This window comes from Rhodanobacter sp. LX-99 (assembly GCF_018599185.1).
GTDB lineage: Bacteria > Pseudomonadota > Gammaproteobacteria > Xanthomonadales > Rhodanobacteraceae > Rhodanobacter.
The window spans coordinates 258,963-282,789 of the sequence record NZ_JAHFVL010000002.1 but is presented as its reverse complement, the minus strand read 5'-3'; the positions used below and the strand labels follow the sequence as shown (position 1 = coordinate 282,789).

The 23,827-nt window shown below is 67.9% G+C and carries 23 protein-coding genes and 1 pseudogene; 9 read left to right on the top strand and 15 right to left on the bottom strand.

Annotated features, from left to right (window positions below):
- The first annotated feature begins 131 nt into the window (after positions 1 to 131).
- From KK131_RS11960 to KK131_RS11950, 3 genes are all read left to right on the top strand, one after another.
- Positions 132 to 1,316, top strand: coding sequence for an acetyl-CoA C-acyltransferase (locus KK131_RS11960; RefSeq protein ID WP_214556956.1), 1,185 nt, complete (start codon positions 132 to 134; stop codon positions 1,314 to 1,316).
- A gap of 157 nt (positions 1,317 to 1,473) precedes the next feature.
- Positions 1,474 to 1,866 (top strand): hypothetical protein, encoded by a 393-nt coding sequence (locus KK131_RS11955; protein WP_214556955.1) that lies wholly within the window; start codon positions 1,474 to 1,476, stop codon positions 1,864 to 1,866.
- A 153-nt stretch (positions 1,867 to 2,019) separates the two neighbouring features.
- Positions 2,020 to 3,627, top strand: coding sequence for a carboxyl transferase domain-containing protein (locus tag KK131_RS11950; RefSeq protein WP_214556954.1), 1,608 nt, complete (start codon positions 2,020 to 2,022; stop codon positions 3,625 to 3,627).
- A gap of 19 nt (positions 3,628 to 3,646) precedes the next feature.
- Here the strand turns inward: KK131_RS11950 and KK131_RS11945 are convergent, their stop codons facing one another.
- The 7 genes from KK131_RS11945 to KK131_RS11915 all read right to left on the bottom strand — a co-directional run bounded on the left by KK131_RS11945 (position 3,647) and on the right by KK131_RS11915 (position 8,091).
- Positions 3,647 to 4,387, bottom strand: a complete 741-nt coding sequence (locus KK131_RS11945; protein ID WP_345777246.1) for a hypothetical protein — start codon at positions 4,385 to 4,387, stop codon at positions 3,647 to 3,649.
- A gap of 95 nt (positions 4,388 to 4,482) precedes the next feature.
- Entirely contained in the window at positions 4,483 to 5,331 is an 849-nt protein-coding gene (locus tag KK131_RS11940; protein WP_214556953.1) for an FTR1 family protein, read from the bottom strand.
- Between the two features lie 4 nt (positions 5,332 to 5,335).
- Complete coding sequence (locus tag KK131_RS11935; protein WP_214556952.1) at positions 5,336 to 5,662, bottom strand: cupredoxin domain-containing protein; 327 nt, start codon at positions 5,660 to 5,662, stop codon at positions 5,336 to 5,338.
- 191 nt (positions 5,663 to 5,853) lie between these two features.
- Positions 5,854 to 6,936, bottom strand: a complete 1,083-nt coding sequence (gene cgtA / locus KK131_RS11930) for an Obg family GTPase CgtA (RefSeq protein ID WP_214556951.1) — start codon at positions 6,934 to 6,936, stop codon at positions 5,854 to 5,856.
- 172 nt (positions 6,937 to 7,108) lie between these two features.
- Positions 7,109 to 7,366 (bottom strand): 50S ribosomal protein L27, encoded by a 258-nt coding sequence (rpmA, locus tag KK131_RS11925; protein WP_214556950.1) that lies wholly within the window; start codon positions 7,364 to 7,366, stop codon positions 7,109 to 7,111.
- Between the two features lie 19 nt (positions 7,367 to 7,385).
- Positions 7,386 to 7,700 (bottom strand): 50S ribosomal protein L21, encoded by a 315-nt coding sequence (gene rplU / locus KK131_RS11920; protein WP_007081759.1) that lies wholly within the window; start codon positions 7,698 to 7,700, stop codon positions 7,386 to 7,388.
- Positions 7,701 to 7,857: 157 nt separating this feature from the next.
- On the bottom strand, positions 7,858 to 8,091 hold the full coding sequence (locus KK131_RS11915) for a DUF2059 domain-containing protein (protein ID WP_250887232.1): 234 nt from the start codon (positions 8,089 to 8,091) through the stop codon (positions 7,858 to 7,860).
- Positions 8,092 to 8,214: 123 nt separating this feature from the next.
- On the opposite strand from KK131_RS11915, the gene uvrA reads away from it, so the two are divergent.
- The 3 genes from uvrA to KK131_RS11900 are packed head-to-tail and all read left to right on the top strand — an operon-like array spanning position 8,215 to position 12,252.
- Positions 8,215 to 11,151 (top strand): excinuclease ABC subunit UvrA, encoded by a 2,937-nt coding sequence (gene uvrA / locus KK131_RS11910; protein WP_214556949.1) that lies wholly within the window; start codon positions 8,215 to 8,217, stop codon positions 11,149 to 11,151.
- Complete coding sequence (locus tag KK131_RS11905) at positions 11,148 to 11,609, top strand: thioesterase family protein (protein WP_214556948.1); 462 nt, start codon at positions 11,148 to 11,150, stop codon at positions 11,607 to 11,609. Before uvrA ends, KK131_RS11905 begins: the two co-directional genes overlap by 4 nt.
- A 7-nt stretch (positions 11,610 to 11,616) precedes the next feature.
- Complete coding sequence (locus tag KK131_RS11900; RefSeq protein ID WP_214556947.1) at positions 11,617 to 12,252, top strand: AraC family transcriptional regulator; 636 nt, start codon at positions 11,617 to 11,619, stop codon at positions 12,250 to 12,252.
- 1 nt (position 12,253) lies between these two features.
- On the opposite strand, the gene KK131_RS11895 is transcribed toward KK131_RS11900, so the two are convergent.
- Positions 12,254 to 12,769, bottom strand: a complete 516-nt coding sequence (locus tag KK131_RS11895) for a GNAT family N-acetyltransferase (protein ID WP_345777296.1) — start codon at positions 12,767 to 12,769, stop codon at positions 12,254 to 12,256.
- A 178-nt stretch (positions 12,770 to 12,947) separates the two neighbouring features.
- On the opposite strand from KK131_RS11895, the gene KK131_RS11890 reads away from it, so the two are divergent.
- Both KK131_RS11890 and KK131_RS11885 read left to right on the top strand, forming a co-directional pair.
- Entirely contained in the window at positions 12,948 to 14,411 is a 1,464-nt protein-coding gene (locus KK131_RS11890; protein ID WP_214556946.1) for a DUF4139 domain-containing protein, read from the top strand.
- Between the two features lie 19 nt (positions 14,412 to 14,430).
- Positions 14,431 to 15,195, top strand: coding sequence for an enoyl-CoA hydratase/isomerase family protein (locus KK131_RS11885; protein ID WP_214556945.1), 765 nt, complete (start codon positions 14,431 to 14,433; stop codon positions 15,193 to 15,195).
- A gap of 59 nt (positions 15,196 to 15,254) precedes the next feature.
- Here KK131_RS11885 and KK131_RS11880 read toward each other — a convergent pair whose 3' ends face one another.
- From KK131_RS11880 to KK131_RS11870, 3 genes and pseudogenes are all read right to left on the bottom strand, one after another.
- Positions 15,255 to 16,109: a sulfurtransferase gene (locus tag KK131_RS11880; RefSeq protein ID WP_214556944.1), complete on the bottom strand. Its 855-nt coding sequence runs from the start codon at positions 16,107 to 16,109 to the stop codon at positions 15,255 to 15,257.
- Positions 16,106 to 16,887 (bottom strand): annotated as a pseudogene (locus KK131_RS11875) (DUF1289 domain-containing protein). The gene KK131_RS11880 and the pseudogene KK131_RS11875 overlap by 4 nt, the downstream one beginning before the upstream one ends.
- Before the next feature lie 40 nt (positions 16,888 to 16,927).
- Positions 16,928 to 17,644, bottom strand: a complete 717-nt coding sequence (locus tag KK131_RS11870; RefSeq protein ID WP_214556943.1) for an FKBP-type peptidyl-prolyl cis-trans isomerase — start codon at positions 17,642 to 17,644, stop codon at positions 16,928 to 16,930.
- Between the two features lie 166 nt (positions 17,645 to 17,810).
- Here KK131_RS11870 and KK131_RS11865 point away from each other — a divergent pair, with 166 nt between their 5' ends.
- A complete protein-coding gene (locus tag KK131_RS11865) occupies positions 17,811 to 18,593 on the top strand; it encodes an enoyl-CoA hydratase-related protein (protein ID WP_214556942.1) in 783 nt (260 codons plus the stop codon).
- Positions 18,594 to 18,617: 24 nt separating this feature from the next.
- Here the strand turns inward: KK131_RS11865 and KK131_RS11860 are convergent, their stop codons facing one another.
- The 4 genes from KK131_RS11860 to KK131_RS11845 are packed head-to-tail and all read right to left on the bottom strand — an operon-like array spanning position 18,618 to position 23,780.
- Complete coding sequence (locus tag KK131_RS11860; protein WP_214556941.1) at positions 18,618 to 19,526, bottom strand: DUF1684 domain-containing protein; 909 nt, start codon at positions 19,524 to 19,526, stop codon at positions 18,618 to 18,620.
- A complete protein-coding gene (locus KK131_RS11855; RefSeq protein WP_214556940.1) occupies positions 19,510 to 20,418 on the bottom strand; it encodes a DUF1684 domain-containing protein in 909 nt (302 codons plus the stop codon). Before KK131_RS11855 ends, KK131_RS11860 begins: the two co-directional genes overlap by 17 nt.
- A 33-nt stretch (positions 20,419 to 20,451) precedes the next feature.
- A complete protein-coding gene (gene mutL / locus KK131_RS11850; RefSeq protein WP_214556939.1) occupies positions 20,452 to 22,251 on the bottom strand; it encodes a DNA mismatch repair endonuclease MutL in 1,800 nt (599 codons plus the stop codon).
- Between the two features lie 56 nt (positions 22,252 to 22,307).
- Positions 22,308 to 23,780 (bottom strand): N-acetylmuramoyl-L-alanine amidase, encoded by a 1,473-nt coding sequence (locus KK131_RS11845; RefSeq protein WP_214556938.1) that lies wholly within the window; start codon positions 23,778 to 23,780, stop codon positions 22,308 to 22,310.
- Positions 23,781 to 23,827: the final 47 nt, after the last annotated feature.

Genomic DNA, 23,827 nt, shown 5'->3' with positions numbered 1-23,827 from the left:
ATGAAACGGGGCGCAAATCCCGGCGCCGCAAGGACTTACGGTCGTTTGCCGAGTTTCGCGGCGGGCTGCGATAATTGCGGGGTTATCTGTCAGGCGTTCGCGCCCCTCGAGTCTTGCAAGCGGAGTTATCCATGTCGGATGTCAGCGTCGTCATCGTCGGTGCCAAGCGCACGGCCATCGGTTCCTTCCTCGGCCAGTTCACCGGCGTCCCCACCCCGAAGCTCGGCGCCACCGCGATCCGCGCCGCGCTGGAACAATCCGGCGTCGCCCCGGCCGATGTCAGCGAGGTGATCATGGGCTGCGTGCTGCCGGCCAACCTGGGCCAGGCGCCGGCGCGGCAGGCTTCGCTGGGCGCCGACCTGCCGGCCAGCACCGGCTGCACCACGATCAACAAGGTGTGCGGCTCGGGCATGAAGGCGATCATGCTGGGCCATGACCTGATCAAGGCCGGCTCGGCGACCGTGGTGGTGGCCGGCGGCATGGAGTCGATGACCAATGCGCCGCACATGGTGCAGGCGCGCACCGGCATCCGCTACGGCGACGGCCAGCTGGTCGACCACATGGCCTGGGACGGCCTGACCAATCCGTACGACGGCAAGGCGATGGGCGTGTTCGGCGAACTGTGCGCCGACAAATACCACTTCACCCGCGAGGCGCAGGATGCGTTCGCGATCGAGTCGGTCAAGCGCGCCCAGGCGGCGCAGCAGAACGGCGGGTTCGCCGGCGAGATCGTCCCGGTCACCGTGAGCGGCCGCAAGGGCGACGTGGTGGTCGACACCGACGAGCAGCCCGGCCGTTCCGACATCGCCAAGGTCCCCAGCCTGAAGCCGGCCTTCCGCAAGGAAAACGGCACCATCACCGCGGCCAGCTCGTCCAGCATCTCCGACGGCGCCGCCGCCGTGGTACTGCTGTCGGCCGACGATGCGGGCAAGCGCGGCCTGAAACCGCTGGCGCGCATCGTGGCGCACGCCACCCACTCGCAGGAACCGGAATGGTTCACCACCGCGCCGGTCGGTGCGATCCAGAAGGTCCTTGACAAGGCCGGCTGGAAGGTTGGTGACGTCGACCTGTTCGAGATCAACGAGGCCTTTGCGGTGGTGGCGATGACCCCGATGAAGGAACTCGGCATCCCGCACGACAAGCTCAACGTCAACGGCGGCGCCTGCGCGCTGGGCCATCCGATCGGCGCCAGCGGTGCGCGCCTGGTGGTGACCTTGTTGAACGCGCTGAAGACGCGCGGCCTCAAGCGCGGCATCGCGTCCCTGTGCATCGGCGGCGGCGAGGCGACGGCGGTCGCCGTGGAGTGCATCGACTGACGCTGAATCCACCACCAGCGCGTGATATCCACATGACGGCCGGATAAATCAGTTTTTAATACGCCCTGAAGCTCCACTGCAAAAGATGTGGCGCAATTTCCGCGAAAGCGCTATTAATACACGGCCAAACGGCATTCCACGGCAAAGGAGATCCACCATGAAGTTTACGCGTACCCTACTCGCCGCCGCGCTCGTCGCGCTGTTGGCGGCATGCAGCAACGGCGCGCAGGATTCCGCGCAAGACGCCCAGAAGTCGGCTGATACCGCCCAGCAAGCTGCCGATACGGCGCAGCAGGCTGCCGCGGCAGCTCCGACCACGGCGACCGAGCAGGCTGCAGACCAGGCCACCACCGCTGCCAACGCAGCCGGTCAGGCCGCCGACCAGGCTGCACAGGCTGCCACCGCAGCTTCCGCTGCTCCGGCCGCCAGCGGCACCGCTGTCGACCAGGCCAAGGACGCCGCCACCAACGCTGCTGACGCTGCCGCCAAGGCTGCCGACGCCGCCAAAGACGCTGCTGACAAAGCCAAGGATGCCGCAAAGGGTCATTGATCCTTTTCCGGTTTCCTGAAAAACGGCCGCCTTGCGCGGCCGTTTTTTTTCGACCGCGGCCCGCGTTTCCGCCCGTTTATTTTGGCCGCCGGCCAACGCCCGCTATCATCCGTGGTTTGGCCTTGATGGCAGTCAATCCGTGAGTCCGCATCCATGAGCGTCATTGCATCGCAGATCGACCCGCGTTCTCCCGAATTCCAGGCCAGCAGCAACCAGTTGCGTGCTGTGGTGGATGACCTGCAGCGCGAGCTGGCGCGCAGTGCCGAGGGCGGCGGTGCGAAGGCGCGCGAGAAACACGTCGCCCGCGGCAAACTGCTGCCGCGCGAACGTATCCGCGCCCTGCTCGACCCGGGCTCGCCATTCCTGGAACTGGCGCCGTTGGCCGCGCACGGCATGTACGACGATGCCGCGCCGGCCGCCGGCCTGGTCACCGGCATCGGCCGGGTCAACGGCATCGAGGTGGTGGTGGTCGCCAACGACGCCACGGTCAAGGGCGGCACCTATTTCCCGATCACCGTGAAGAAACACCTGCGCGCGCAGGAAGTGGCGCTGGAAAACAACCTGCCCTGCGTCTACCTGGTCGATTCCGGCGGCGCGTTCCTGCCGCTGCAGGACGAGGTGTTCCCGGACAAGGAGCACTTCGGGCGGATCTTCTACAACCAGGCGCGGATGTCGTCGCTCAACATCCCGCAGATCGCGGTAGTGATGGGCTCGTGCACGGCCGGCGGCGCCTACGTGCCGGCAATGAGCGACGAGACGATCATCGTGCGCGGACAGGGCACGATCTTCCTCGGCGGCCCGCCGCTGGTGAAGGCGGCCACCGGCGAGGTGGTCGACGCCGAGACGCTGGGCGGCGCGGACGTCCATACGTCCATCTCCGGCGTGGCCGACCACTACGCCGAGAACGACGCGCACGCGCTGTCGATCGCACGCGACATCGTGGCCCATCTCAACCGGAAGAAGGACATGCCGCTGGCGCTGCGCGCGCCGGTCGAGCCGAAGTACCCGGCCGAGGAACTGTACGGCGTGATCCCGCAGGACACCCGCCGCCCGTTCGACATCCGCGAGGTGATCGCGCGCATCGTCGACGGCTCCGAGTTCCACGAGTTCAAGGCGCGCTACGGCAAGACCCTGGTGTGCGGCTTCGCGCACATCCACGGCTACCCGGTGGGCATCGTCGCCAACAACGGCATCCTGTTCGCCGAGAGCGCGCTGAAGGGCGCGCACTTCATCGAGCTGTGCAACCAGCGCAACGTGCCGCTGGTGTTCCTGCAGAACATCACCGGCTTCATGGTCGGCAAGAAGTACGAGCAGGCCGGCATCGCCAAGGACGGCGCGAAGATAGTCACCGCGGTGGCCTGCTCGCACGTGCCGAAGTTCACCGTGGTGATCGGCGGCAGCTTCGGCGCCGGCAACTACGCGATGTGCGGCCGCGCGTACGGCGCGCGTTTCCTGTGGATGTGGCCGAATGCGCGGATCAGCGTGATGGGCGGCGAGCAGGCCGCCAGCGTGCTGGCCACGGTCAAGCGCGACGGCATCGAGGCGCGCGGCGGCGAGTGGTCGGCGGACGAGGAAGAGGCCTTCAAGGCGCCGATCCGCGACCAGTACGAGCGCCAGGGCCACCCCTACTACGCCAGCGCGCGGCTATGGGACGACGGCATCATCGACCCGGTCGACACCCGCCGCGTGCTCGGCCTGGCGATCTCCGCCTCGCTCAACGCGCCGATCGAACCGCAGCGCTACGGCGTGTTCCGCATGTAGCGCCGCGGTGGCCGGAGGCTCAGAAGAACTCGTATTCGAGTTGGGCCAGCCAGGTGCGCCGTGGTGCCGCCGCGTTGATACCCACCAGCATGCCGAAGCGGTATTCCACGTTGCCGGAGCTGTGCGGCACATGCCATTCGCCAGCGACGATCGGGCCGGCCTGATAGGCATCGTCATCGGGGCGGCCATAGGCCTCGATGCCCGGGCGGAACGCGCTCGACACGGCGTAGGTCCCTGCGTAGCTGTAACGGAACTCGGTTCCGGACGCGGCACCCGCGCCGACGTGCTTCTCCCAGATCAGGTTGACCCGGTGGTCGAAGCGGCCCACGGCCTTCTCGATCAGCGGACCGAACTCGAATTCGCCGGGCCCGCCATCCTTGGGATGGCCATAGGATGCGAGCAAGCCGAAGTCCGCCCAGTAGCGGCCCGGTTCGGTGAGCTGAAAGGTGTTTTCGAACTCGTAGCCCACCAGGCTTCCGCCGGCACCCGGTTCCCTTTCGTATTCGGCAAGATAGAGCTCGGGCTTCCACCAGCCGGTGAAGGCGTGCGCCACGGACAATTCGGCGGCGCGCTGGCCGTCCATGTCCGATCGGCCGTCGCCGAAGTTGTAGCCGCGCAGCTCGATCTCGGTCTGGGTCGCGATCACGTGCGGCGAATACACGATGAAGTCGTCGGCATGCGCACGCCCGGCACCTGCCAGCGCAACGACAGCGAACAACATCAGGCAGGTGCCGCGGGAGAATCGGGAATGGGTGATCACGCAGGAGCTTCCTTGGAATCAGGTTCGGGTGAATCGGGCGCGTACCGCACCCGCTCGAGGCGGCAAGCCACGACGGCGTGGCCGGGTGCGCGGAATCAGGGCTGGGGTTGCACTGCGATCGCAGCGGCCGCAGGGCCGGCACGCGGGGCGGCAGCGCGAGCGACCCAGCGCATGCCGCCGAACAGGGTCAGCAGGGTGACGGTGTAGAACACCAGCATGATCCCGGACGGACGGGCGTCATAGCCGACCAGGATATGCAGCGTCTGCCCCGGCAGCGAGCCATTCGACAGCAGCCATGAGCTGTCCCACAGCGGGTCGGCCAGCGCCGGCAGCAGATTGGCCTGCACCAGGTAGCGCGCCGCCGATGACGCCAGGCCCGCGGCCAGCAGCATCAGCATCGCGTTGGTCGCACTGAAGAAATGCCGCAGCGGGATCCGCAACAGGCCGTAGTACAGGGCGAAACCCACCGCGCTGCCCGCGATCACGCCCAGCGCCAGCCCGCCGATTACGCCAACCGCGCCACCGGCCACCATGCCGTACAGAAACAGCACCACTTCCGAGCCTTCGCGCAATACAGCCAGCGCCACGACCAGCAACAGCATCATCAACGAACTGGAGCCGCTCTGGACGGCACCTCCCAGCGCCTTCATCTCCGCGGCCATCGCCCGTCCATGGCCGGACATCCACAGCACATGCCAGCTGATCATGAGTACCGCGGCCAGCAGCACGCCGGCGTTGAAGACTTCCTGGCCGACGCCGCTGAAGGCATTCGCCAGTGCGTCGGCGAACAGGGCGACCAGCAGCGCGCCCAGCACACCCAGGATCAGGCCGCCGCCGACGAACAGCCCGCGCCGCGGTACCCCGCGGGTGGCCGCACAGACGACGGTGACGATCAGGGCGGCTTCCAGGACCTCCCGGAAAACCAGCAATGCGATGCCTGGCATGCGGCTACTCCACCAGCAGCGCGCCTTGCGCCGTGTCCTGATGGAAGTCGCCGAAGAACTTGTAGCGCCCGGCGGCAAGCGGGCCCACGTAGATATGGGCCGAACTGTTCGGCATCACGATCTTCTCGCGATTGAACTCGGTGCTCTCGAACTCTTCAGGAGAAGCGTCGCGGTTCTCCACCACCAGCTTGAACTTGACACCGGCGGGCACCTTCAGCTCGGCCGGCTGGTAGCGGTGGTTGCTGATCACCAGTTTGTATTCCGGTATCTCGCTTGCATGCACGGAGAAACCGGCAAGCATCAGGCTGGCAGCGATGAAAAATCTGCGCATCAACATGCTCCACTAAAGCAAAGTGGCGTTGATGATAATCATTCTCGTTATCGACCGCAAGCGAATCCGCGCGCAGCCTCCCTCGCCGGACACCTGTTGGACTGCGTGGTCCCAAGTCGGGCCCCAGCTATGGACTGGACGGATCGACGGCGGCATGTGTCCGCAGCCCGCAGCGTCGAATCCGCGGGCGATCAGCCTTGCGGCGGCTCCTCACTGCGCAGGCGCACGTCGTTCGGCAGCATGTCGGTGCGTTCCACGCTGGCCTCGCGTTGCGACTCGAAGAAACGCTGCACCTGCTGGCACACGGCCATGGTGCCCTCGCGGGCGATTGCCGAGACCAGGAACCAGGGCTGGGTCCAGTTCAGCTCGGCGACGATCTTCTCCGCCACGGCCTGGCGCTCGTCCTCGGCCAGCATGTCGGCCTTGTTCAGCACCAGCCAGCGCGGGCGTTCCAGCAATTCCGGATTGAATTTCAGCAGCTCCTGCTCGATCGCGCGCACTTGGCCAGCCACGTCGGAGCCGTCGATCGGCGCGATGTCGACGATGTGCAGCAGCAGGCTGGTGCGCGCCACGTGGCGCAGGAACTGGATGCCCAGGCCGGCGCCTTCGGAGGCGCCCTCGATCAGGCCGGGAATGTCGGCGATCACGAAGCTCTGGTCGGTGCCGAGGCTGACCACGCCCAGGTTCGGGTGCAGCGTGGTGAACGGGTAATCCGCCACCCGCGGCGTCGCCGCGGACACCGCGCGGATGAAGGTGGACTTGCCGGCATTCGGGAAGCCGAGCAGGCCGACGTCGGCCAGCAGGCGCAGCTCCAGCTTCAGTTCGCGCACCTCGCCCGGCGTGCCCGACGTGGCCTTGCGCGGCGCCCGGTTCACCGACGTCTTGAAATGGATGTTGCCCAAGCCACCCTTGCCGCCCTGCGCCACCAGCATGCGCTGGCCATGGGCGGTGAGGTCGCCGATCACCTCGTCGGTGTCGACGTTGGTGATCATGGTGCCGACCGGCACGCGGATCGTGGTGTCCTCGCCGCCCTTGCCGTACATCTGGCTGCCCATGCCGTTCTCGCCGCGCCTGGCCTTGAAGCTGCGCTGGTGACGGAAGTCGACCAGGGTATTCAGGCCCTCGTCGGCCACCAGCCACACCGAGCCACCGAAACCGCCGTCGCCGCCGTCGGGGCCGCCGAACGGGATGAACTTCTCGCGGCGGAAGCTGATGCAGCCATTGCCGCCGTCACCGGCCTGGACTTTGATGTTTGCTTCGTCGACGAATTTCATTGGAGAGCCGGGATTGGGGATTCGGAATTGGGGATTCGGGAAGAGCTGGCCATCTGGACAGGATACGGGACGTGGAACGTTTCAGCTTTTACGAATCCCGAATCCCGAATCCCGTGTCAAAAAACGAAAAGCCCCGCCGAAGCGGGGCCTTCGCTATCGCGCCGCGGAAGGCTTACGCCTGGACGACGTCGACGAAACGGCGGTTCTTGTCGCCGCGGACGGCGAACTTGACGGTACCGTCGACCAGCGCGAACAGCGTGTGGTCGCGACCCAGGCCCACACCCGTGCCGGGGTGGAACTGGGTACCGCGCTGACGCACGATGATGTTGCCGGCTTCGATGGCCTGGCCGCCGTAGACCTTGACGCCGAGGTATTTCGGGTTCGAATCGCGACCGTTGCGGCTGGAACCTACGCCTTTTTTATGTGCCATGACTCAATGCTCCAGTTGCTCAGGCGTTGATGCCCGTGATCTCGATTTCGGTGAAATGCTGCCGATGGCCCTGCTGACGCTTGTAGTGCTTGCGGCGGCGGAACTTGATGATGCGGATCTTGTCGGCACGGCCGTGCTTGCGCACGGTGGCGCTGACGGTGGCGCCTTCGACGATCGGCGCACCAACGGTGACCGACTCGCCGGAACCGACCAGCAACACCTGGTCGAAGCTCACGGTGGCGCCTTCTTCGGCGGTCAACAGCTCCACGCGCAGCACGTCGCCCTGCTGCACACGGTACTGCTTGCCACCGGTCTTGATGACTGCGTAACTCATGGGAATGCCCTTCTGTCGTTATTCTCTTGGGTATCGCCATGACCTTGTCGGGTCTGGCGAACTGCGGATTATAACGACCCGCCCGCGCACTGGTCAAATACTGACCACAACCGCCCCGAACCCCCGCCGGATGGCCGTGGGCCGGTGCTTGCGCGGCTCAATGGTCCGGCTTCGACACCGGCTTCGGCGTGGTGGCCGCCGGGCTGGCGGAGCAGCGCCCGCTGGCGTCCAGGGTACCGTTCTGCTGCAACTTCCGGATCATCGCCTGGCCCCGCTCGCGGCCCCACTCCTGGCCGATCTTCATGCCCTCGGCCATGGTCACCGGCATCTGCGTGATCACCTTCCGGCCCAGCGGCGATTTGTAGAACTTCAGCAGGCCGGCTTGGCTCAAACGCACATCAGGTCATGGCGAGCATGCAATGAAGCCGGCATCCACCAGGCATTCCGCCGACCAGCACAATGAACTATCGAAACTCCTTGGTATAGTAAACGATCCCCCCCATATCCGGCGTCCATGGACACCATTCGCATCCGCGGCGCACGCACGCACAATCTCAAGAACATCGACCTCGACCTCCCGCGCGACAAGCTGATCGTGATCACCGGCCTGTCCGGCTCCGGCAAGTCGTCGCTGGCGTTCGACACGATCTACGCCGAAGGCCAGCGGCGCTACGTCGAATCGCTGTCGGCGTACGCGCGGCAGTTCCTGTCGATGATGGAGAAGCCCGACGTCGACCACATCGAAGGCCTGTCGCCGGCGATCTCGATCGAGCAGAAATCCACCTCGCACAACCCGCGCTCCACCGTCGGCACGATCACCGAGGTGTACGACTACCTGCGCCTGTTGTACGCCCGCGTCGGCACGCCGCGCTGCCCCGACCACGGCATCCCGCTGGAGGCGCAGACGGTGAGCCAGATGGTCGACGCCACCCTGGCGCTGGACCCGGAGCAACGCTACATGCTGCTGGCGCCGGTGATCCGCGAGCGCAAGGGCGAGCACGTGCAGGTGTTCGAGCAGCTGCGCGCGCAAGGCTTCGTGCGCGCCCGCGTCGACGGCGCCGTGGTCGACCTGGACGCGGTGCCGCCGCTGACCCTGCGCCAGAAGCACACGATCGAAGTGGTGATCGACCGCTTCCGCCCGCGCGAAGACATCAAGCAGCGGCTGGCCGAATCGTTCGAGACCGCGCTGCGGCTGGGCGATGGGCTGGTGATCCTGGCCAGCATGGATGATGCAAAGGCAGCAGAGCAGTTGCTCTCCTCACGCTATTCCTGTCCGGTCTGCGACTACTCGCTGCCGGAGCTGGAGCCGCGGCTGTTCTCGTTCAATTCGCCGGTCGGCGCCTGCCCTTCGTGCGATGGCCTGGGCGTGACCCAGGTGTTCGACGCGGCGCGTGTGGTCGGCCATCCCGAATTGCCGCTGTCCAACGGCGCGGTGCGCGGCTGGGACCGGCGCAACGCGCATTACTTCCAGCTGATCCTGTCGCTTGCGGCGCACTACGGTTTCGACGTGGACACGCCGTGGCAGAAGCTTCCTGCGGACGTCCAGAAGGCCATCCTGTACGGCAGCGGCAAGGAACAGATCGCGTTCCGCTACATCACCGAACGCGGCGGCAAGGTCACCCGCGAGCATGCGTTCGAAGGCATCCTGCCGAACCTGGAGCGGCGCTACAAGGAAACCGAATCCGCCGCGATACGCGAGGAACTGGCCAAGTACATCAGCGACCAGCCTTGTCCCGCCTGCGAAGGCCAGCGACTGAACCGCTCGGCGCGCAACGTGTTCGTCGCCGATCACGCGCTGCCTTCGCTCACCTCGCGTTCGATCGACGACGCACTGGCGTTCTTCGAGGAACTGAAGCTGGCCGGCTGGCGCGGCGAGATCGCGGTGAAGATCGTCAAGGAGATCCGCGAACGGCTGACCTTCCTCAACGACGTGGGCTTGAACTACCTCACCCTGGATCGCCAGGCCGATTCGCTGTCCGGCGGCGAGGCGCAGCGCATCCGGCTCGCTTCGCAGATCGGCGCCGGCCTGGTCGGCGTGATGTACGTGCTGGACGAACCGTCGATCGGCCTGCACCAGCGCGACAACGAGCGCCTGCTAGGCACACTCACGCGACTGCGCGATCTCGGCAACACGGTGATCGTGGTCGAGCACGACGAGGACGCCATCCGCATGGCCGACCACGTGCTCGACATCGGCCCAGGCGCCGGCGTGCACGGCGGCGAGATCGTGGCGCAGGGCACGGTGCAGGACATGCTCGACTCGCCGCGTTCGGTGACCGGCCAGTTCCTCTCCGGCGAGCGTGCGATCGAAGTGCCGAAGGAACGCCGCCAGCCGATCGACGACGACGCGTGGCTGCGCCTGAAAGGCGCCAGCGGCAACAACCTGAAGCACGTCGACCTGGCGATCCCGGCCGGCCTGTTCACCTGCGTCACCGGCGTGTCCGGCTCGGGCAAGTCGACCCTGGTCAACGACACCCTGTTCCGCCTGGCCGCGGCCGAACTCAACGGTGCCGGCACCCAATCGGCACCCTACAAGTCGGTCGAGGGCATGGAGCTGTTCGACAAGGTGGTCGACATCGACCAGTCGCCGATCGGCCGCACGCCGCGCTCCAACCCGGCCACCTACACCGGCCTGTTCACCCCGCTGCGCGAGATGTTCGCGCAGGTGCCGGAAGCGCGTTCGCGCGGCTACACGCCGGGCCGCTTCAGCTTCAACGTGCGCGGCGGCCGCTGCGAGGCATGCGAGGGCGACGGCATGCTCAAGGTGGAGATGCACTTCCTGCCCGACGTCTACGTTCCCTGCGACGTGTGCCACGGCAAGCGCTACAACCGCGAGACGCTGGAGATCCTGTACAAGGGCCACACCATCGCTGACGTGCTCGACATGACGGTGGAGGACGCACTGAAGCTGTTCGAGAACGTGCCGACCATCGCGCGCAAACTCGACACGCTGCGCGCGGTCGGCCTCGACTACATCAAGCTCGGCCAGAGCGCGACCACGCTGTCCGGCGGCGAGGCGCAACGAGTGAAACTGTCCAAGGAACTGTCCAAGCGCGACACCGGCCGCACCCTGTACATCCTCGACGAGCCCACTACCGGGCTGCACTTCCACGACATCGAGCAACTGCTCGACGTGCTGCACCAGTTGGTCGACCAGGGCAACACGGTGGTGGTGATCGAGCACAACCTCGACGTGATCAAGACCGCCGACTGGATCGTCGACCTCGGTCCCGAAGGCGGTGCCGGCGGCGGCCGCATCCTGGTTTCCGGCACGCCGGAAACCGTGGCGGCCACGCCCGAATCGCACACCGGCCATTTCCTCGCGCCGCACCTGAAGCCGGCCAAGCCGAAGAAGCCGGGCGCCGCCACGCGGGTCAAGGCCGCCACCAGGCACATCGCCTCGGCCGACAAGTACAAGCCGATGCGCGGCAGCAAGAAGAAGCGTTCATGAGTCCACGCAAATCCACCACGGCCGTCGACGCCGCGAGCACTGCCGCGCCGGAAACCGAAACCGGCAAGCCGCTGTTCGTCGCCTCGATCGGCGTGCGCTGGCGCGACCTCGACGCGTTCAACCACGTCAACAACTCCAACTACCTCACCTACCTCGAAGAAGCGCGGCTGCAGTGGCTGAGCCACGTGCCCGGGCCGTGGTTCGACGATCACGCGATGCCGGTGATGGCCGCCAGCCAGGTCAACTACCGTCGCCCCATCGCCTGGCCCGCACAGTTGCAGGTGCAGCTGTTCTGCGAACGCGTGGGCAACAGCTCGATGACTCTCGCGCACCGGGTGATCGACGCCGGACACCCCGACCAGCTGTACTGCGACGGCCACGTGGTGATGGTGTGGATGGACCCGGCCAGCGGCAAGCCGGTGCCGTTGCCCGAGGCCATCCGCACCGCCACCGCATAGCCGGCCCATGCCCGCCGCAGCCGCCCGTACTTCATTCACGGTCAGCCCGGGCGAATCCGGCCGGGTCGAGACGATCGCGGGTGCGCGCCATGCCTGGCGCTTCCGGCTGCACTTCCACGCCGGCGACGAGATCGTGCAGGTGCTGGCAGGCCGTGCACGGCTGCGCCTTCCCTCGACCTGCCTCGAAGTCGCTGCCGGCGACACCGTCGTGGTGCCGGCGGGCGTGATCCACCGCTTCGAACCGGTGGATGGCAGCGGCTGGGCTTTCAGCTCGCGCTTCGTGCCATCTGCCACGAAGAAGGCCTCGACCGACGGCCCTCACGATACGCTCGGCGCGCAGGCCAGAACCTTGCTGACCGTGCGCCCTTCGCTGCACACCGACGTGGAAGCGATCGCGCGAGCCTGCGCGGTTTCCGCCGGCCACCTGGCGCGTGCGTTCCGCCGCGAGACCGGCACCAGCCTGCACAACTTCCACGTCCTGCTGGCCCTGCACAAGGCCAAGGCGCTGTTGCGCGATCGCGCATCGATCATCGAGGCGGCGCTCGACGCGGGCTTCTACGACCAGGCCCATCTCAACCGCGAATTCGTGAAGACGTTCGGCATGACTCCCGCCGCTTTCCGCGCGGGCTGGGCGACGGCGTAGCTCAGGCCGTTCCCGGCTCGAGTTCCAGCGCCATGTACAACGTGCCCGGCACCGGGTTGTCGTAATACGCCGCCACCGGACGAAAACCCAGCGCGACATAGAGTTGCCGGGCCGCCTGCATCGAAGCCAGCGTATCCAGCAGGACGCGCACGTAGCCGGCCCGCGCCGCCCAGGCGATCACCGCCTCGGCCAGCCGCCGTCCCAGCGCCTGCCCACGCGCCGCGGGCCGCACATAGAGGCGCTTGATCTCGCACACGCCCGGCTGCGGCCAGGGCCGCAGCGCCACACATCCCAGGGGCGCTCCCGCGCCGTCGCGCGCGATCAGGATCACACCCCGCGGCGGCGCGTATTTGCCGGGCAGCTGCGCCAGCTCCGCGGCCACGTCCTGGAAGGAAAGATCGATGCCGAGGCTGTCCACATATTCCGCGAACAGTTCGCGCACGATCCCGATGTCGCCCGGCAGGCGGACGGGTGCGATTTCGATCGTCGGGGATGCAGCCATGGTCGGGGCGTCCACAAGGAATCCGCATGCCACGATAGTGAGGCCGTGCCATCGGCGCTTGGACAACCCTGACCCACGGCACGGGAACGGCGTGGATGCCGGCACTCTTCGGTACGCAGCGACGCAGTCGACGCGCGGCATGCACGTGCCGTCGCTATGATGGCGATCCGGTCCCCACGATGGAATGCGCCTCATGACGACAGCACATCGCTCCGCCCTAGCCTTCGCCTGCCTCGCTGCCCTGGCCGGCGCATGCCCGGCATATGCCGCCGACGCCACCGCGCTCACCCTGTATCGCAGCGACAGTGCCGCCCTGTACGCCAGCCATGGTGGCGGCGACGTCGATGACGGCTACGCGGTGGTGCGCGAGCAGCGCTCGCTGACCCTCGCCGCCGGCACCCACGATGTGGTGATCGGCGACCTGCCGATCTTCCTCGATCCCGAGGCACTGGCGCTGGGCTTTCCCGACGGCAACGCGCAGGTGATCTCGCAGCGACTGCTGCTGGCGCAAGGCGCGAATGCGGCGCTGACCGGCCTGGTCGGCCGCAGCGTGGACGTCCTCGGCAACAGCGGCGAGCCGCTGGCCAGCGGCACCCTGCTGCGCGCGGGCGATGGCCTGCTGGTGCGCGACGGCAACGGCCGCACCAGCCTGGTCACCCACTACGCGGCCGTGCGCAGCAGCGGCACCGACTTCGCCACCGGCTCCAGCCTCAGCCTGCGCGTGGACGCCGCGCGCGCCGGCCAGGCCCGCGCCGTGCTCAGCTATCCCACCTCCGGCCTCGGCTGGCGCGCCGCCTACGTGGCGACACTGCAGCCCGGCGCAGCCTGCCGCATGCAGTTCGAATCGCGCGCCAGCATCGCCAACCGCAGCGGTCGCGACTGGCACGATGCGCAGGTCACCCTGATCGCCGGCGAACCGAACATGGCCAAGGCCTCGGCACCGCGGCCAATGATGGCGATGGCACGCGGCTACAGCGCCAAGGCCGAGAGCGCCGACATGCCGCAGCAGGACAGCGTGGGCGACTACCGCAGCTACGCCTTGCCCGCCGCGGTCGAGCTGCCCGACGGCAGCGTCAGCCAGGTGCCGCTGTATGCCACGCGCACGCTGGATTGCGTGCGCACCGCGCTGTACGAGAACGGCAACAGCTTCCAGCCGCAGCAGCCGATCCTCAGCCGCGACTTCAACCTGGGCGGCGGCAGCGCCATCGTCAGCACGCTGAAGCTGAAGGCGTTCGACAGCCTGCCGGCCGGCTATCTGCGCGTGCTCACCGCCGACAAGAACGGCACGCCGCAATTCATCGGCGAGGGCCGCATCGACGACACCCCGAAAGGCAGCGACGCCACCATCACCTTGGGCACCGCGTTCGACCTGCGCGCCACGCGCGAGCGCACCGCCTTCAGCACCGACAAGGCCGGCCGCACGCTGGACGAGGCGTTCCGCATCAGCCTCAGCAATGCCGGCGGCAGCGCCCGCACGGTGACCGTGCGCGAGCATCCCAGCCGCTGGCGCCAATGGACGCTGGTTTCGTCCAGCAGCAAGCCGAGCGAACAGACGCCGGACACGCTGGAGTTCCGCGTCGACGTGCCGGCCAACGGCAAGGCCGTGCTGGATTATGCGGTGCGCTACAGCTGGACCGCCGACGAACAGCCACAATAATTCCGACCGGAGTTCCCCCATGCTCAACATCACCAACCATGACAACGGGATCCGCGAGATCCAGCTCGCCCGCCCGCCGGTCAACGCACTGAACCTGGAGCTGCTGCGCGCGTTGCACGCTGCCGTCGACGACGCCGTGCAAGGCGGCGTGCGCGGCATCGTGCTGTCCGGCGCGCAGGGGCTGTTCTCCGCCGGCGTCGACGTGCCGGCCCTGCTCGGCCGCGACCGCGCCGGCGTGCGCGAATACTGGCGCGAGTTCTTCGCGCTGTGCGCCGCCCTGGCGCGCGCGCCGATCCCGCTGGTGGCGGCGATCACCGGCCACAGCCCGGCCGGCGGCGCGGTGCTGGCGCTGTTCTGCGACTACCGGGTGATGGCCGAAGGCCCGTACCGGATCGGCCTGAACGAGGTGCAGGTCGGGCTGATCGTGCCCGAGTCGATCCAGCTGGCGCTGCGCCGCGTGGTCGGCACCTACCGCGCCGAGCGGCTGCTGGTCGCCGGCGCGATGATCGAGGCCGGCGAAGCACTGGCCTGCGGCTTCGTCGACGAACTCACTGGCGTCGACCAGGTCAGCACGCGCGCCCTGCACTGGCTGGGCGAACTGCTGGCCTTGCCGTCACACGCGATGCTCGCCACCCGCACGCTCGCCCGCGCCGACCTCGCCGCCGCATACGCCGACCTGGACGCGTTGCCGCTGGACGGTTTCGTCGAGGAGTTCTTCCACCCGCAGACGCAGGCGGTGCTGCAGCAACTGGTCGCTCGGCTGAAAAATAAGAGCGAGAAGTGAGTGGAGAGAAGTGAGAAACGAGAGAGTGCCGCTACTCGTTTCTCACTCCCGCTTTCCACTCACGCTTCCCCTTTCGCCACCGGCCGCGACGGGTCGCTGACCCAGCCGCTCCATGACGGTGCGTAAAGCCGCGAGCCGTGCAGGCCGGCGTGCTCCATTGCCAGCAGGTTGTAGCAGGCGGTGACGCCGGAGCCGCACATGTGCACGACCTGGTCGGGCGTGGCGTCGCCCAGCACCGCGGCGAATTCCTCGCGCAGCTGCGCCGGCGGCTTGAAGTGTCCGTCGGCAAGCAGGTTGTCGGCGTACGGCCGGTTGCGCGCCCCCGGTACATGGCCGGCAGCGCGGTCCAGCGGTTCGACCTCACCGCGGTAGCGCACGGCGGCGCGGGCGTCGATCAGCAGCGGCGACGGCGCGGCATGCAGGGCCGCGTGCTCGACGATCACCTGCCGCGCATCGTAGGCCAGCGTCACCTGGGTGGGCACGCGCGGGCGCACGACGGTTTCCACCGGCTGTCCGGCCGCCTGCCACGCGGCGAAACCGCCGTCGAGCACCGCCACCGCATGCACGCCGGCCAGCCGCAGCAGCCACCACAGCCGCGCCGCCGCCAGCGCACCCGGCCCGGTGTCGTAGCACACGACCTGCAGGTTCGGCGCCCAGCCCCAGCGACCGAGCGCGGCACTGAACGCCGCCGCCGACGGCAGCGGATGCCGGCCCAGCCCCTCGGGCACGCGCGACATGTCGGAAAGGTCGCGTTCGAGGTCGGCGAACACGGCGCCGGGAATATGCCCGGCCAGGTAACTGCGCTCGCCCTGCGCGCGGTCGGCCAGGTCGACGCGGCAGTCGACGACCAGCACCTCGTCCGCCGGCAACGCGGCCAGCGCGGCGACATCGATCAGGGTGGTTTTCAGCGTCATGTGCGTCCCATCCTCTGCAGCAGGTTGTACAGCATCGCGGCGGTGGCGCCCCAGATGCGATGGCCGCCGTGAATGAATTCCACCATCGGCCGCTGGTGACCGCGGAACTCCATCGTATAGCGGCGCAGGTTGGCCGGCTCCAGCAGGAACGCCAGCGGCACTTCGAACACTTCGGCCACCTCGTCCGGCGCCGGATACAGCTGCGCCTCGGCTGCAATTTTCGCCACCACCGGCGTGACGCAGAAGCCGCTGATCGTTTCGAAGCGATCGAGATAGCCCAGCGGCGTCACCAGCGCGCGGTCGAGACCGATCTCCTCCTCGCTTTCGCGCAGCGCGGTAGCGAGCGCATCGCCATCGCCCGGGTCGCTGCGCCCGCCGGGGAAGGCCACCTGTCCGGCATGCGCCTGCAGGCTATCGGTGCGCACGGTAAGCACCAGCCGCGGCTGCACGCCTTCGCGAAAACCCACCAGCACGGCCGCCGGCAGGCGCCGGCTGCTGCCGAGCAACCGGGACATGTCCGCGTGGTTCCAGCCCGGCCCGGTCGGCGGTGCCGACAACGGCCGCAGCGCCTTGACTAGCTCGTCGATCATGAGGTCCTGCGCAGCGGCAGGATATCGCGCATCACGTGCAGCCGTTCGGCATCGCTCATCGTGCGCCAGCGGCCGATTTCCTCGCCGCTGCGCTGGCAACCGATGCAATAGCCGCGTGCATCCAGCCGGCAGGTGCCGATGCAGGGTGTCAATGGCGGGGTTTCGGCGGGGATCGGGGCGTTCGGCATGCCTCGCCATGCTACCACCGCAGGGACGTTGAACCGACTCTCAGGGCCTGCCTGTATCCGGTTTGATCGCGAGCAGCTCGATCTCGAACACCAGTGCTTCGTTCGGCCCGATCCGCGGCAGAGCGCCGGTCTCGCCGTAGGCCAGCTGTGGCGGGATCACCACCTTCCAGCGGTCGCCCACGTGCATGCGCGGGATCACGTCCTGCCAGCCGCGGATCACCTTGTCGACGGTGAAGCTGACCGGCGCGCCATGCGCCCAGGTGCTGTCGAACTCGGTGCCGTCCACCAGCATGCCGCGGTAGTTCACGGTGACCGTGCTGCTCACCGTGGGGCTGACTTGGCCGCTGCCCTTGCTCAGCACCGCGTACTGGATCCCCGACGGCAGCTGCACCACGCCGGGCCGCTGCCGGTTCTGCGCCATGTACTGCGCGCTCTTGCGCGCGTTGGCGGCGGCGACCCGCTTGAACTCGGCCAGCGCGTCGGCATGCATCTGCTGGTCGAGCCGCTGCAATTGCTGGTGCATGTCCTGCATCGACACGCTGGGATGGCGCCTGGCGTAGGCATCCTGGATCGCCCGCACCAGCACCGGGATTTCCACGTCCGGCTTGCCGTCGGCGAACTGGCTGCCGATCTGGTAGCCGATCGCGTACGACAACTTCGCCTTGTCGGGCTTCGTCGTCGGCACGGCGCCCTGCGCATGCGCCACGCCGCCCAGCAACAGCACTGCGCCGAGCAGCCCGCAACGCAGATGTGTCATGCCTTTCTCCACCGGGCCTTTCCCTATCGCGACAGTCGGTCCTGACGGTTCATCCTAAGCGGTTCGCGCGATTCGTGCAGCGCTGGCGCTCGTGGCTTGAGAAACCCCGCGGCGGCAAAGGTTCCCGCTGCTACCATCGCCGTTCTGCATCCATAGGAAATCGCTCATGGCCTATCGCAACCTGGAAATCGGCAACCGCGGCGCAGTGCGCACGATCGTGGTCAACCGTCCGGACAAGCTCAACGCGTTGAACCGCGACACCCTCAACGAACTGAGCCTGGTATTTGCGCAGGCCGCGCAGGACGACGCCGTGCGCGTGGTGGTGTTGACCGGCGCCGGCGAGAAGGCGTTCGTCGCCGGCGCCGACATCGCCGAAATGAACGGCTACACGCCGGTGCAGGCGCAGGGTTTCTCGCGTGCCGGCCAGCGCCTGATGGCGTCGATCGAGCGGCTCGGCAAGCCGGTGATCGCGCGCGTCCAGGGCTTCGCGCTCGGCGGCGGCATGGAGCTGGCGATGGCCTGCCACCTGCGCGTGGCCAGCGAGAAGGCGAAGTTCGGCCAGCCGGAAATCAATCTCGGCCTGATCCCCGGTTTCGGCGGCACCCAGCGCCTGTTGCGCCTGGCCGGCCGCGGCGCGGCGCTGGAACTGTGCCTGACCGGCGCGCCGATCGGCGCACAGCGTGCGTACGAATTGGGCATCGTCAATCGCGTGGTGGCACCCGAGGCGCTGGACGAAGCCGTGAACACGCTGGCCGACCAGCTCGCCGCGGCCGCGCCGCTGGCCGCCGCCGGCATCCTCGACGCCGTGCTGCAGGGCGGCGAGACTGCCATCGACCAGGGCCTGGAGTTCGAGACGCAGGGTTTCGCGCTGACGTTCTCCACCGAGGACATGCGCGAAGGCACTACGGCATTCCTGGAGAAGCGCAAGCCGCAGTTCAGCGGGCGTTGAGCCGAGCCATCGCGTGGCGGCGGCTCAGTGTCCACCGCCAAGAAACTTCATCTCGCCCGCGGTCACCGGCAGCTTCAGCCGATTCTCCGGCGGCGCCAGCGGGCACACCACGTGCGGAGTGATCGCGCATGGCGGGTTCTCGGCCAGGTTGAAGTCCAGCAACACCTTGCCGTCCTTCGGCGCCGCGGCGTACAGAAAGCGCGCGCCGCCGTAGGTCAGCCGCCCCGCCGTGCGGTCGCTGAACACGAAGAAGAGCCGGCCGTCCTCGTTGACCGGCAACAGCTCGTAAGTGCGGCCATCGCGGCGGAACACCGCCTTGCCCGCGATCGGCGTATCGCTCACGGTGCCGGTGACGTAGGCGATCTTCAGCATGTGCGGCGTGGGGAACGGCACCCAGTCCGCCTCGATCCGCCACGACGGGTCGATCGGGAAATAGTCGAAGCCGGGGAAATGCGTGCGCAGCGGCGCGTCGTTGTTCTTCGCCCGCAGGCCGCGCTGCGTGCCGTTCTCGATCACGTACAGGTAGCTGCTGCCGAAACCCACGCGGGTCGGCTGCTGCTTGCCGTCAGGGCCTTGCGTACGCAACACGTTGACGGCCGGTGCCGGCCGGCCGTCGATCGTGATCCCGCGGGTTTCCGCCAGGTGCAGGCTGACCTGTCCGTCCGCCGCCAGTTGCAGCGTGCCCAGGTGCGCGGGCGCGTCGGGGATCTCGAAGCGGTTGCCTGCCGCGCTGCCCACGCTGTTCGCGCCGGGCTGCAACCAGCCCGAGGCGGTCAGCGCCAGATAGCCGTCTGCTTGCTTCAGCTGCTCGACGCGCTCGGCGCGCGCCCTGGTCACCGCAGCGGCGTAATTCTCCGGCACCGCGGCCGGCGCGGAAAACGGAACCAGCCACATCAGCGCGGCGACCGCGCACCACTCAGTGATTCGAGCCACGGTAGTTCTTCTCGCCGGCGGTGACGCGCAGGTCCAGCCGGTTTTCCGGCGGCGCCAAAGGACAGGTGGCGAACGGCGTGAATGCGCACGGCGGGTTGTAGGCCTTGTTGAAATCCAGCACGACCTTGCCGTCTTTCGGTGGGTCGATGTACAGGAAACGCGCGGCGCCGTAGGTTTCCTTGCCGCTGGTGCGATCGGCGAACACGATGAAGTACTGCGCGTCGCCGGGCACCTCGATCACCGGCAGGATCTCGAAATGCTTGCCGTCGCGGGTGAACTCCAGCTTGCCCGGCACCGGGTACTTGTCGATGGTACCGATCACCGAGCCCATCTCCAGCGTCTCGCCCGGTGCTGCCGGTACCCAGGTCGCCTCGATCCGCCACGACGGATCGATCGGGAACGCGTCGATGCCGACGAAGTGCTTGCGGGTGGGCGCTTCCGTATCCTTCACGCGCAGTCCCTTGCGGCCGTCGCGGTCGATCACGTAGAAGCTCGCCGTGCCGAAGCTCACCTTGGTCGGCGCAGCGTCCGCGCCGGCGTGCAGATCGTCCACCAGCGCGGCTTCCATCACGGCCTTGCCGTCGATGGTGGCGCCGCTGTCCTTGCCCAGCGCGATGCGCATGCTGCCGTCGTGGGCCAGCGTGACCACACCCAGATGTGCGGGACCGGCGCCCAGCACGATGTCGTTGTCGGCGGCGCTGCCGACGCGGTTCGCGCCTTCCTTCAGCCATTCCAGGCCGATCAGGCTCAGCCAGCCGTCCGGCGCGGTCAGCCGTTCGACCCGGCCGGCCTGCCACTGCTCGATGCTGTGCTTGTAACTATCGACGTCGGCGGCTTGCACGGTAGCGACTCCCAGGATGGCGGCGGCAACAAACAGGCTGGTACGCATCATCAATATCTCCAGCGAAACGTTTCTTGAAGGCGGTCAACGGCCGCGCATGAACAATTTGTCGAGCTCGGCCAGGCTCAGCTGGACCCAGGTCGGGCGCCCATGATTGCATTGTCCGGAGCGTTCGGTCGCCTCCATCTCGCGCAGCAGGGCATTCATCTCGGGAATCGTCAGGCGCCGGCCCGCACGCACCGAACCGTGGCAGGCCATGGTGGAGAGCAGTTCGTTCTCCAGCTCCTGCAGGCGGCGCGAGCTGCCGTGCTGGGCCAGCTCGGACAACACGTCGCGGCTGAGCTGGCCCACGTCGGCGCCTTCCAGCAGCGCGGGAATGCGCCGCACAACGATCGTCGCCGGGCCGCTGCGCGACAGCTCCAGGCCCCACTCGGCCAGCGCCTCGGCATGCTCCTCCGCGGCGGCCGCTTCCTTTGCGCTGACCGCGATGGAAAGCGGCACCAGCAGCACTTGCGAGCGCAGGTTGCTGGTGACGCGGCCGGCCTTCAGCTTCTCGTAGGTGATCCGCTCGTGCGCCGCGTGCATGTCGACCAGCACCATGCCGTGCGCATTCTCGGCCAGCACGAAGATGTTCTTCAGCTGGGCGATCGCGAAACCGAGCGGCGGTGCCTCGCCCTCCGCCGTTTCCGGCAACAGCGCGGGTGCACTGGCCATGGATGGCGAGGCGCCGAGCAAGGCCGCGTAATCGGCCAGCGGCGCCTCGCGCGTGCCCAGGCTCAGCCGGCTCTGGCTGGACGGGCTGGGCCAGGCCACCAGAGCGGGCGGCGCATACGAGTAACCGGCCACCGGTGTCGGCTCTGCCGCCGGCAGCGTACCCAGCCCCGCGCGCGTCTGCGCCAGTGCCTCGTGCAAGGTGCGGAACAGGAAATCGTGCACCAGCCGCTGCTCGCGGAAACGCACCTCGTGCTTGGCCGGATGCACGTTCACGTCGACGCCCGCCGGATCGAGTTCCAGGTACAGCACGAACGCGGCGTGGCGGCCGTGGAACAGTACGTCGGCATACGCCTGGCGCACCGCGTGGGCGACGATGCGGTCGCGCACCAGCCGGCCGTTGACGTAGAAATACTGCGCATCGGCCTGCGCGCGCGACGCGGTCGGCAGGCCGACCCAGCCGGACAGGTGCAGGCCTGCCGCGGCGTGGTCGATGCGCAGGCTCTGCGCCGGAAACTCGTCGCCAAGTACTTCCGCCACCCGCTGCAGCTGCGCCTGCTCGTCGCGCGCCGCCTTCCAGATGCGCACCGGCTTGCCGTTGTGGCTGAGCCGGAATTCGACCGAGCCGCGTGCCAGCGCCAGCGATTTCAGCAGGTCGTCGATGTGCGCGAATTCGGTGCGCTCGGCGCGCATGAATTTCCGCCGCGCCGGCACGTTGTAGAACAGGTCGCGCACCTCGACGCTGGTGCCCTGCGGATGCTGCGCCGGACGCGCCGCCTGCAGCTTGCCGCCGTCGACTTCGATGCGGAACGCGGTGTCCTGGTCGCGCGCACGCGAGGTCAGCGCGAAGCGCGCCACCGACGACACCGAAGCCAGTGCCTCGCCGCGGAAACCCATGCTGGCGACGTGTTCCAGGTCGTCGAAGCTGCCGATCTTGCTGGTGGCATGCGAAGCCACCGCCAGCGGCAGCTCGTCGACATGGATACCGCCGCCGTCGTCGCGCACGCGGATCAGGCGCGCGCCGCCGGCCTCGATATCCACCTCGATGCGCGTGGCGCCGGCGTCGAGGCTGTTCTCGACCAGTTCCTTGACCACCGAGGACGCGCGTTCGATGACTTCGCCGGCGGCGATCTGGTTGATGAGTTCGGGGGGAAGCAAGCGGATGACGGTCATCCGCGAACTTTAGCAGCGAACGCGCGCGAAGCCGTCGGCGCGCGAAGCGGCCGGGGTCAACCGGCAGGAATGGTCAACGTCGTGCCGGCGCGGACCGTGTTGCTGCTGATCTGGTTCGCATTCTTCAGCGCACCGACGCTGACCCCGTACTGCCGCGCGATGCTGCTCAGGCTTTCGCCACGGCCGACCTTGTGCACGTCGCGCGCATGGGTTTCCGCCCGCGACGCAACCGTCTTGCCGGCACCGGAATCCGAACTGGATGCCAGTTGCACGCCGTTGCGACGCGCGGCCTCGGCCGCAAACCAGGTACCCGGCGGCGGCGTGGATTCGAAATAATTGCGCACGCCGCCCATCACCGCTTCGGCGAGCTTCTTCTGGTGCGCGGGATCGCGCAGCCTGCGCTCTTCGGCCGGATTGCTGATGAACGCGGTCTCGACCAGGATCGACGGCACGTCCGGCGAACGCAGCACCACGAAATTCGCACGCTCGACATAGCCGCGATGGGTCGGACCCAACTGGGCCAGCGCCTTGAGCACGTTGCCGGCGACCACATCGCTGGCCTGCATCGCCCAGCCCTGCTGCAGGTCCAGCAGCACCTTGGCCAGGCTGTCGTCCTTGTCGTCCAGCGTGGTGCCGCCGATCAGGTCGGCGCGGTTTTCGCGGTCGGCCAGCCAGCGCGCGGCCTCGCTGGTCTTGCCGCGCGGCGAAAGCACCCACACCGACGAACCGCGGGCATCGTCGCTGGTGAAGGCATCGGCGTGGATCGAGACGAACAGGTCGGCGTTGTGCTCGCGGGCGATCTGGTAGCGCTGCTTCAGCGGAATGTAGAAATCGCTGTCGCGGGTCAGCACTGCCTTCATGCCGGGCTGGCGGTTGATCTGCGCCGCCAGATCGCGCGCCACCGCCAGCGTGACGTTCTTTTCCAGGGTGCCGCCGGGGCCATGCGCGCCCTGGTCCTTGCCGCCGTGGCCGGCGTCGATCGCCACCACCACCTGGCGCTGGCCGTTGAGCATCGCCGCCGCCTGCTCGGCTGCCACCCGGCGGCTGTGCGTGGGGTTGCTGTACGACGGAACCGCCGCGGGCGCCTGGACGACAGGCGCAGCCTCGGCCGGCGCGGCCGCAGCGACGCTCGTGCTGGCGGGATACAGGTCCAGCACCAGCCGATAGTCCGTGCCGCTGGCCGGCTTCAGCACGAAACTTTTCAGGCGGCTGGCCGGGGCGACTTTCGCGGTCAGCTGCATGCCGTCGCCGATCCGGGCGTGGCTCATGCCGCGATACAAGCCTTGCGCTGCCGGACTGGAGAAACTGCGGACGGCCCGACTGTCAGGCAGGTCGACCACGACCTGGCCATCCTTCTGGCTGATCGTATAGCGCAGCGGTCCGGAGGCATCGAGCACCACGCGGGTGTATTCGGGGCCGGCCCAGACCCGCGCACCCTTCAATTCCGCTGCCTGCGCCGCGCACAACGGCATCGCCGCCAGAATCGCGACGCCAACCCACCCACCCCAGCTGTTCAGGTAACCCCTCATGAGCCGCATTGAAACGCAGCGATACATGAAATGCAAGATTTTTTCCT

What these genes read in the sequence shown, in the direction of transcription:
- KK131_RS11935 (WP_214556952.1), bottom strand. Translation starts at nt 5,662, where the DNA reads ATGCGCAGATTTTTCATCGCTGCCAGCCTGATGCTTGCCGGTTTCTCC.
- uvrA (WP_214556949.1), top strand. Translation starts at nt 8,215, where the DNA reads ATGGACACCATTCGCATCCGCGGCGCACGCACGCACAATCTCAAGAAC.
- KK131_RS11870 (WP_214556943.1), bottom strand. Translation starts at nt 17,644, where the DNA reads ATGACACATCTGCGTTGCGGGCTGCTCGGCGCAGTGCTGTTGCTGGGC.
- KK131_RS11900 (WP_214556947.1), top strand. Translation starts at nt 11,617, where the DNA reads ATGCCCGCCGCAGCCGCCCGTACTTCATTCACGGTCAGCCCGGGCGAA.
- KK131_RS11890 (WP_214556946.1), top strand. Translation starts at nt 12,948, where the DNA reads ATGACGACAGCACATCGCTCCGCCCTAGCCTTCGCCTGCCTCGCTGCC.
- KK131_RS11845 (WP_214556938.1), bottom strand. Translation starts at nt 23,780, where the DNA reads ATGAGGGGTTACCTGAACAGCTGGGGTGGGTGGGTTGGCGTCGCGATT.
- rplU (WP_007081759.1), bottom strand. Translation starts at nt 7,700, where the DNA reads ATGAGTTACGCAGTCATCAAGACCGGTGGCAAGCAGTACCGTGTGCAG.
- cgtA (WP_214556951.1), bottom strand. Translation starts at nt 6,936, where the DNA reads ATGAAATTCGTCGACGAAGCAAACATCAAAGTCCAGGCCGGTGACGGC.
- KK131_RS11865 (WP_214556942.1), top strand. Translation starts at nt 17,811, where the DNA reads ATGGCCTATCGCAACCTGGAAATCGGCAACCGCGGCGCAGTGCGCACG.
- KK131_RS11885 (WP_214556945.1), top strand. Translation starts at nt 14,431, where the DNA reads ATGCTCAACATCACCAACCATGACAACGGGATCCGCGAGATCCAGCTC.
- rpmA (WP_214556950.1), bottom strand. Translation starts at nt 7,366, where the DNA reads ATGGCACATAAAAAAGGCGTAGGTTCCAGCCGCAACGGTCGCGATTCG.
- KK131_RS11955 (WP_214556955.1), top strand. Translation starts at nt 1,474, where the DNA reads ATGAAGTTTACGCGTACCCTACTCGCCGCCGCGCTCGTCGCGCTGTTG.
- KK131_RS11880 (WP_214556944.1), bottom strand. Translation starts at nt 16,109, where the DNA reads ATGACGCTGAAAACCACCCTGATCGATGTCGCCGCGCTGGCCGCGTTG.
- KK131_RS11940 (WP_214556953.1), bottom strand. Translation starts at nt 5,331, where the DNA reads ATGCCAGGCATCGCATTGCTGGTTTTCCGGGAGGTCCTGGAAGCCGCC.
- KK131_RS11950 (WP_214556954.1), top strand. Translation starts at nt 2,020, where the DNA reads ATGAGCGTCATTGCATCGCAGATCGACCCGCGTTCTCCCGAATTCCAG.
- KK131_RS11855 (WP_214556940.1), bottom strand. Translation starts at nt 20,418, where the DNA reads ATGATGCGTACCAGCCTGTTTGTTGCCGCCGCCATCCTGGGAGTCGCT.
- mutL (WP_214556939.1), bottom strand. Translation starts at nt 22,251, where the DNA reads ATGACCGTCATCCGCTTGCTTCCCCCCGAACTCATCAACCAGATCGCC.
- KK131_RS11960 (WP_214556956.1), top strand. Translation starts at nt 132, where the DNA reads ATGTCGGATGTCAGCGTCGTCATCGTCGGTGCCAAGCGCACGGCCATC.
- KK131_RS11905 (WP_214556948.1), top strand. Translation starts at nt 11,148, where the DNA reads ATGAGTCCACGCAAATCCACCACGGCCGTCGACGCCGCGAGCACTGCC.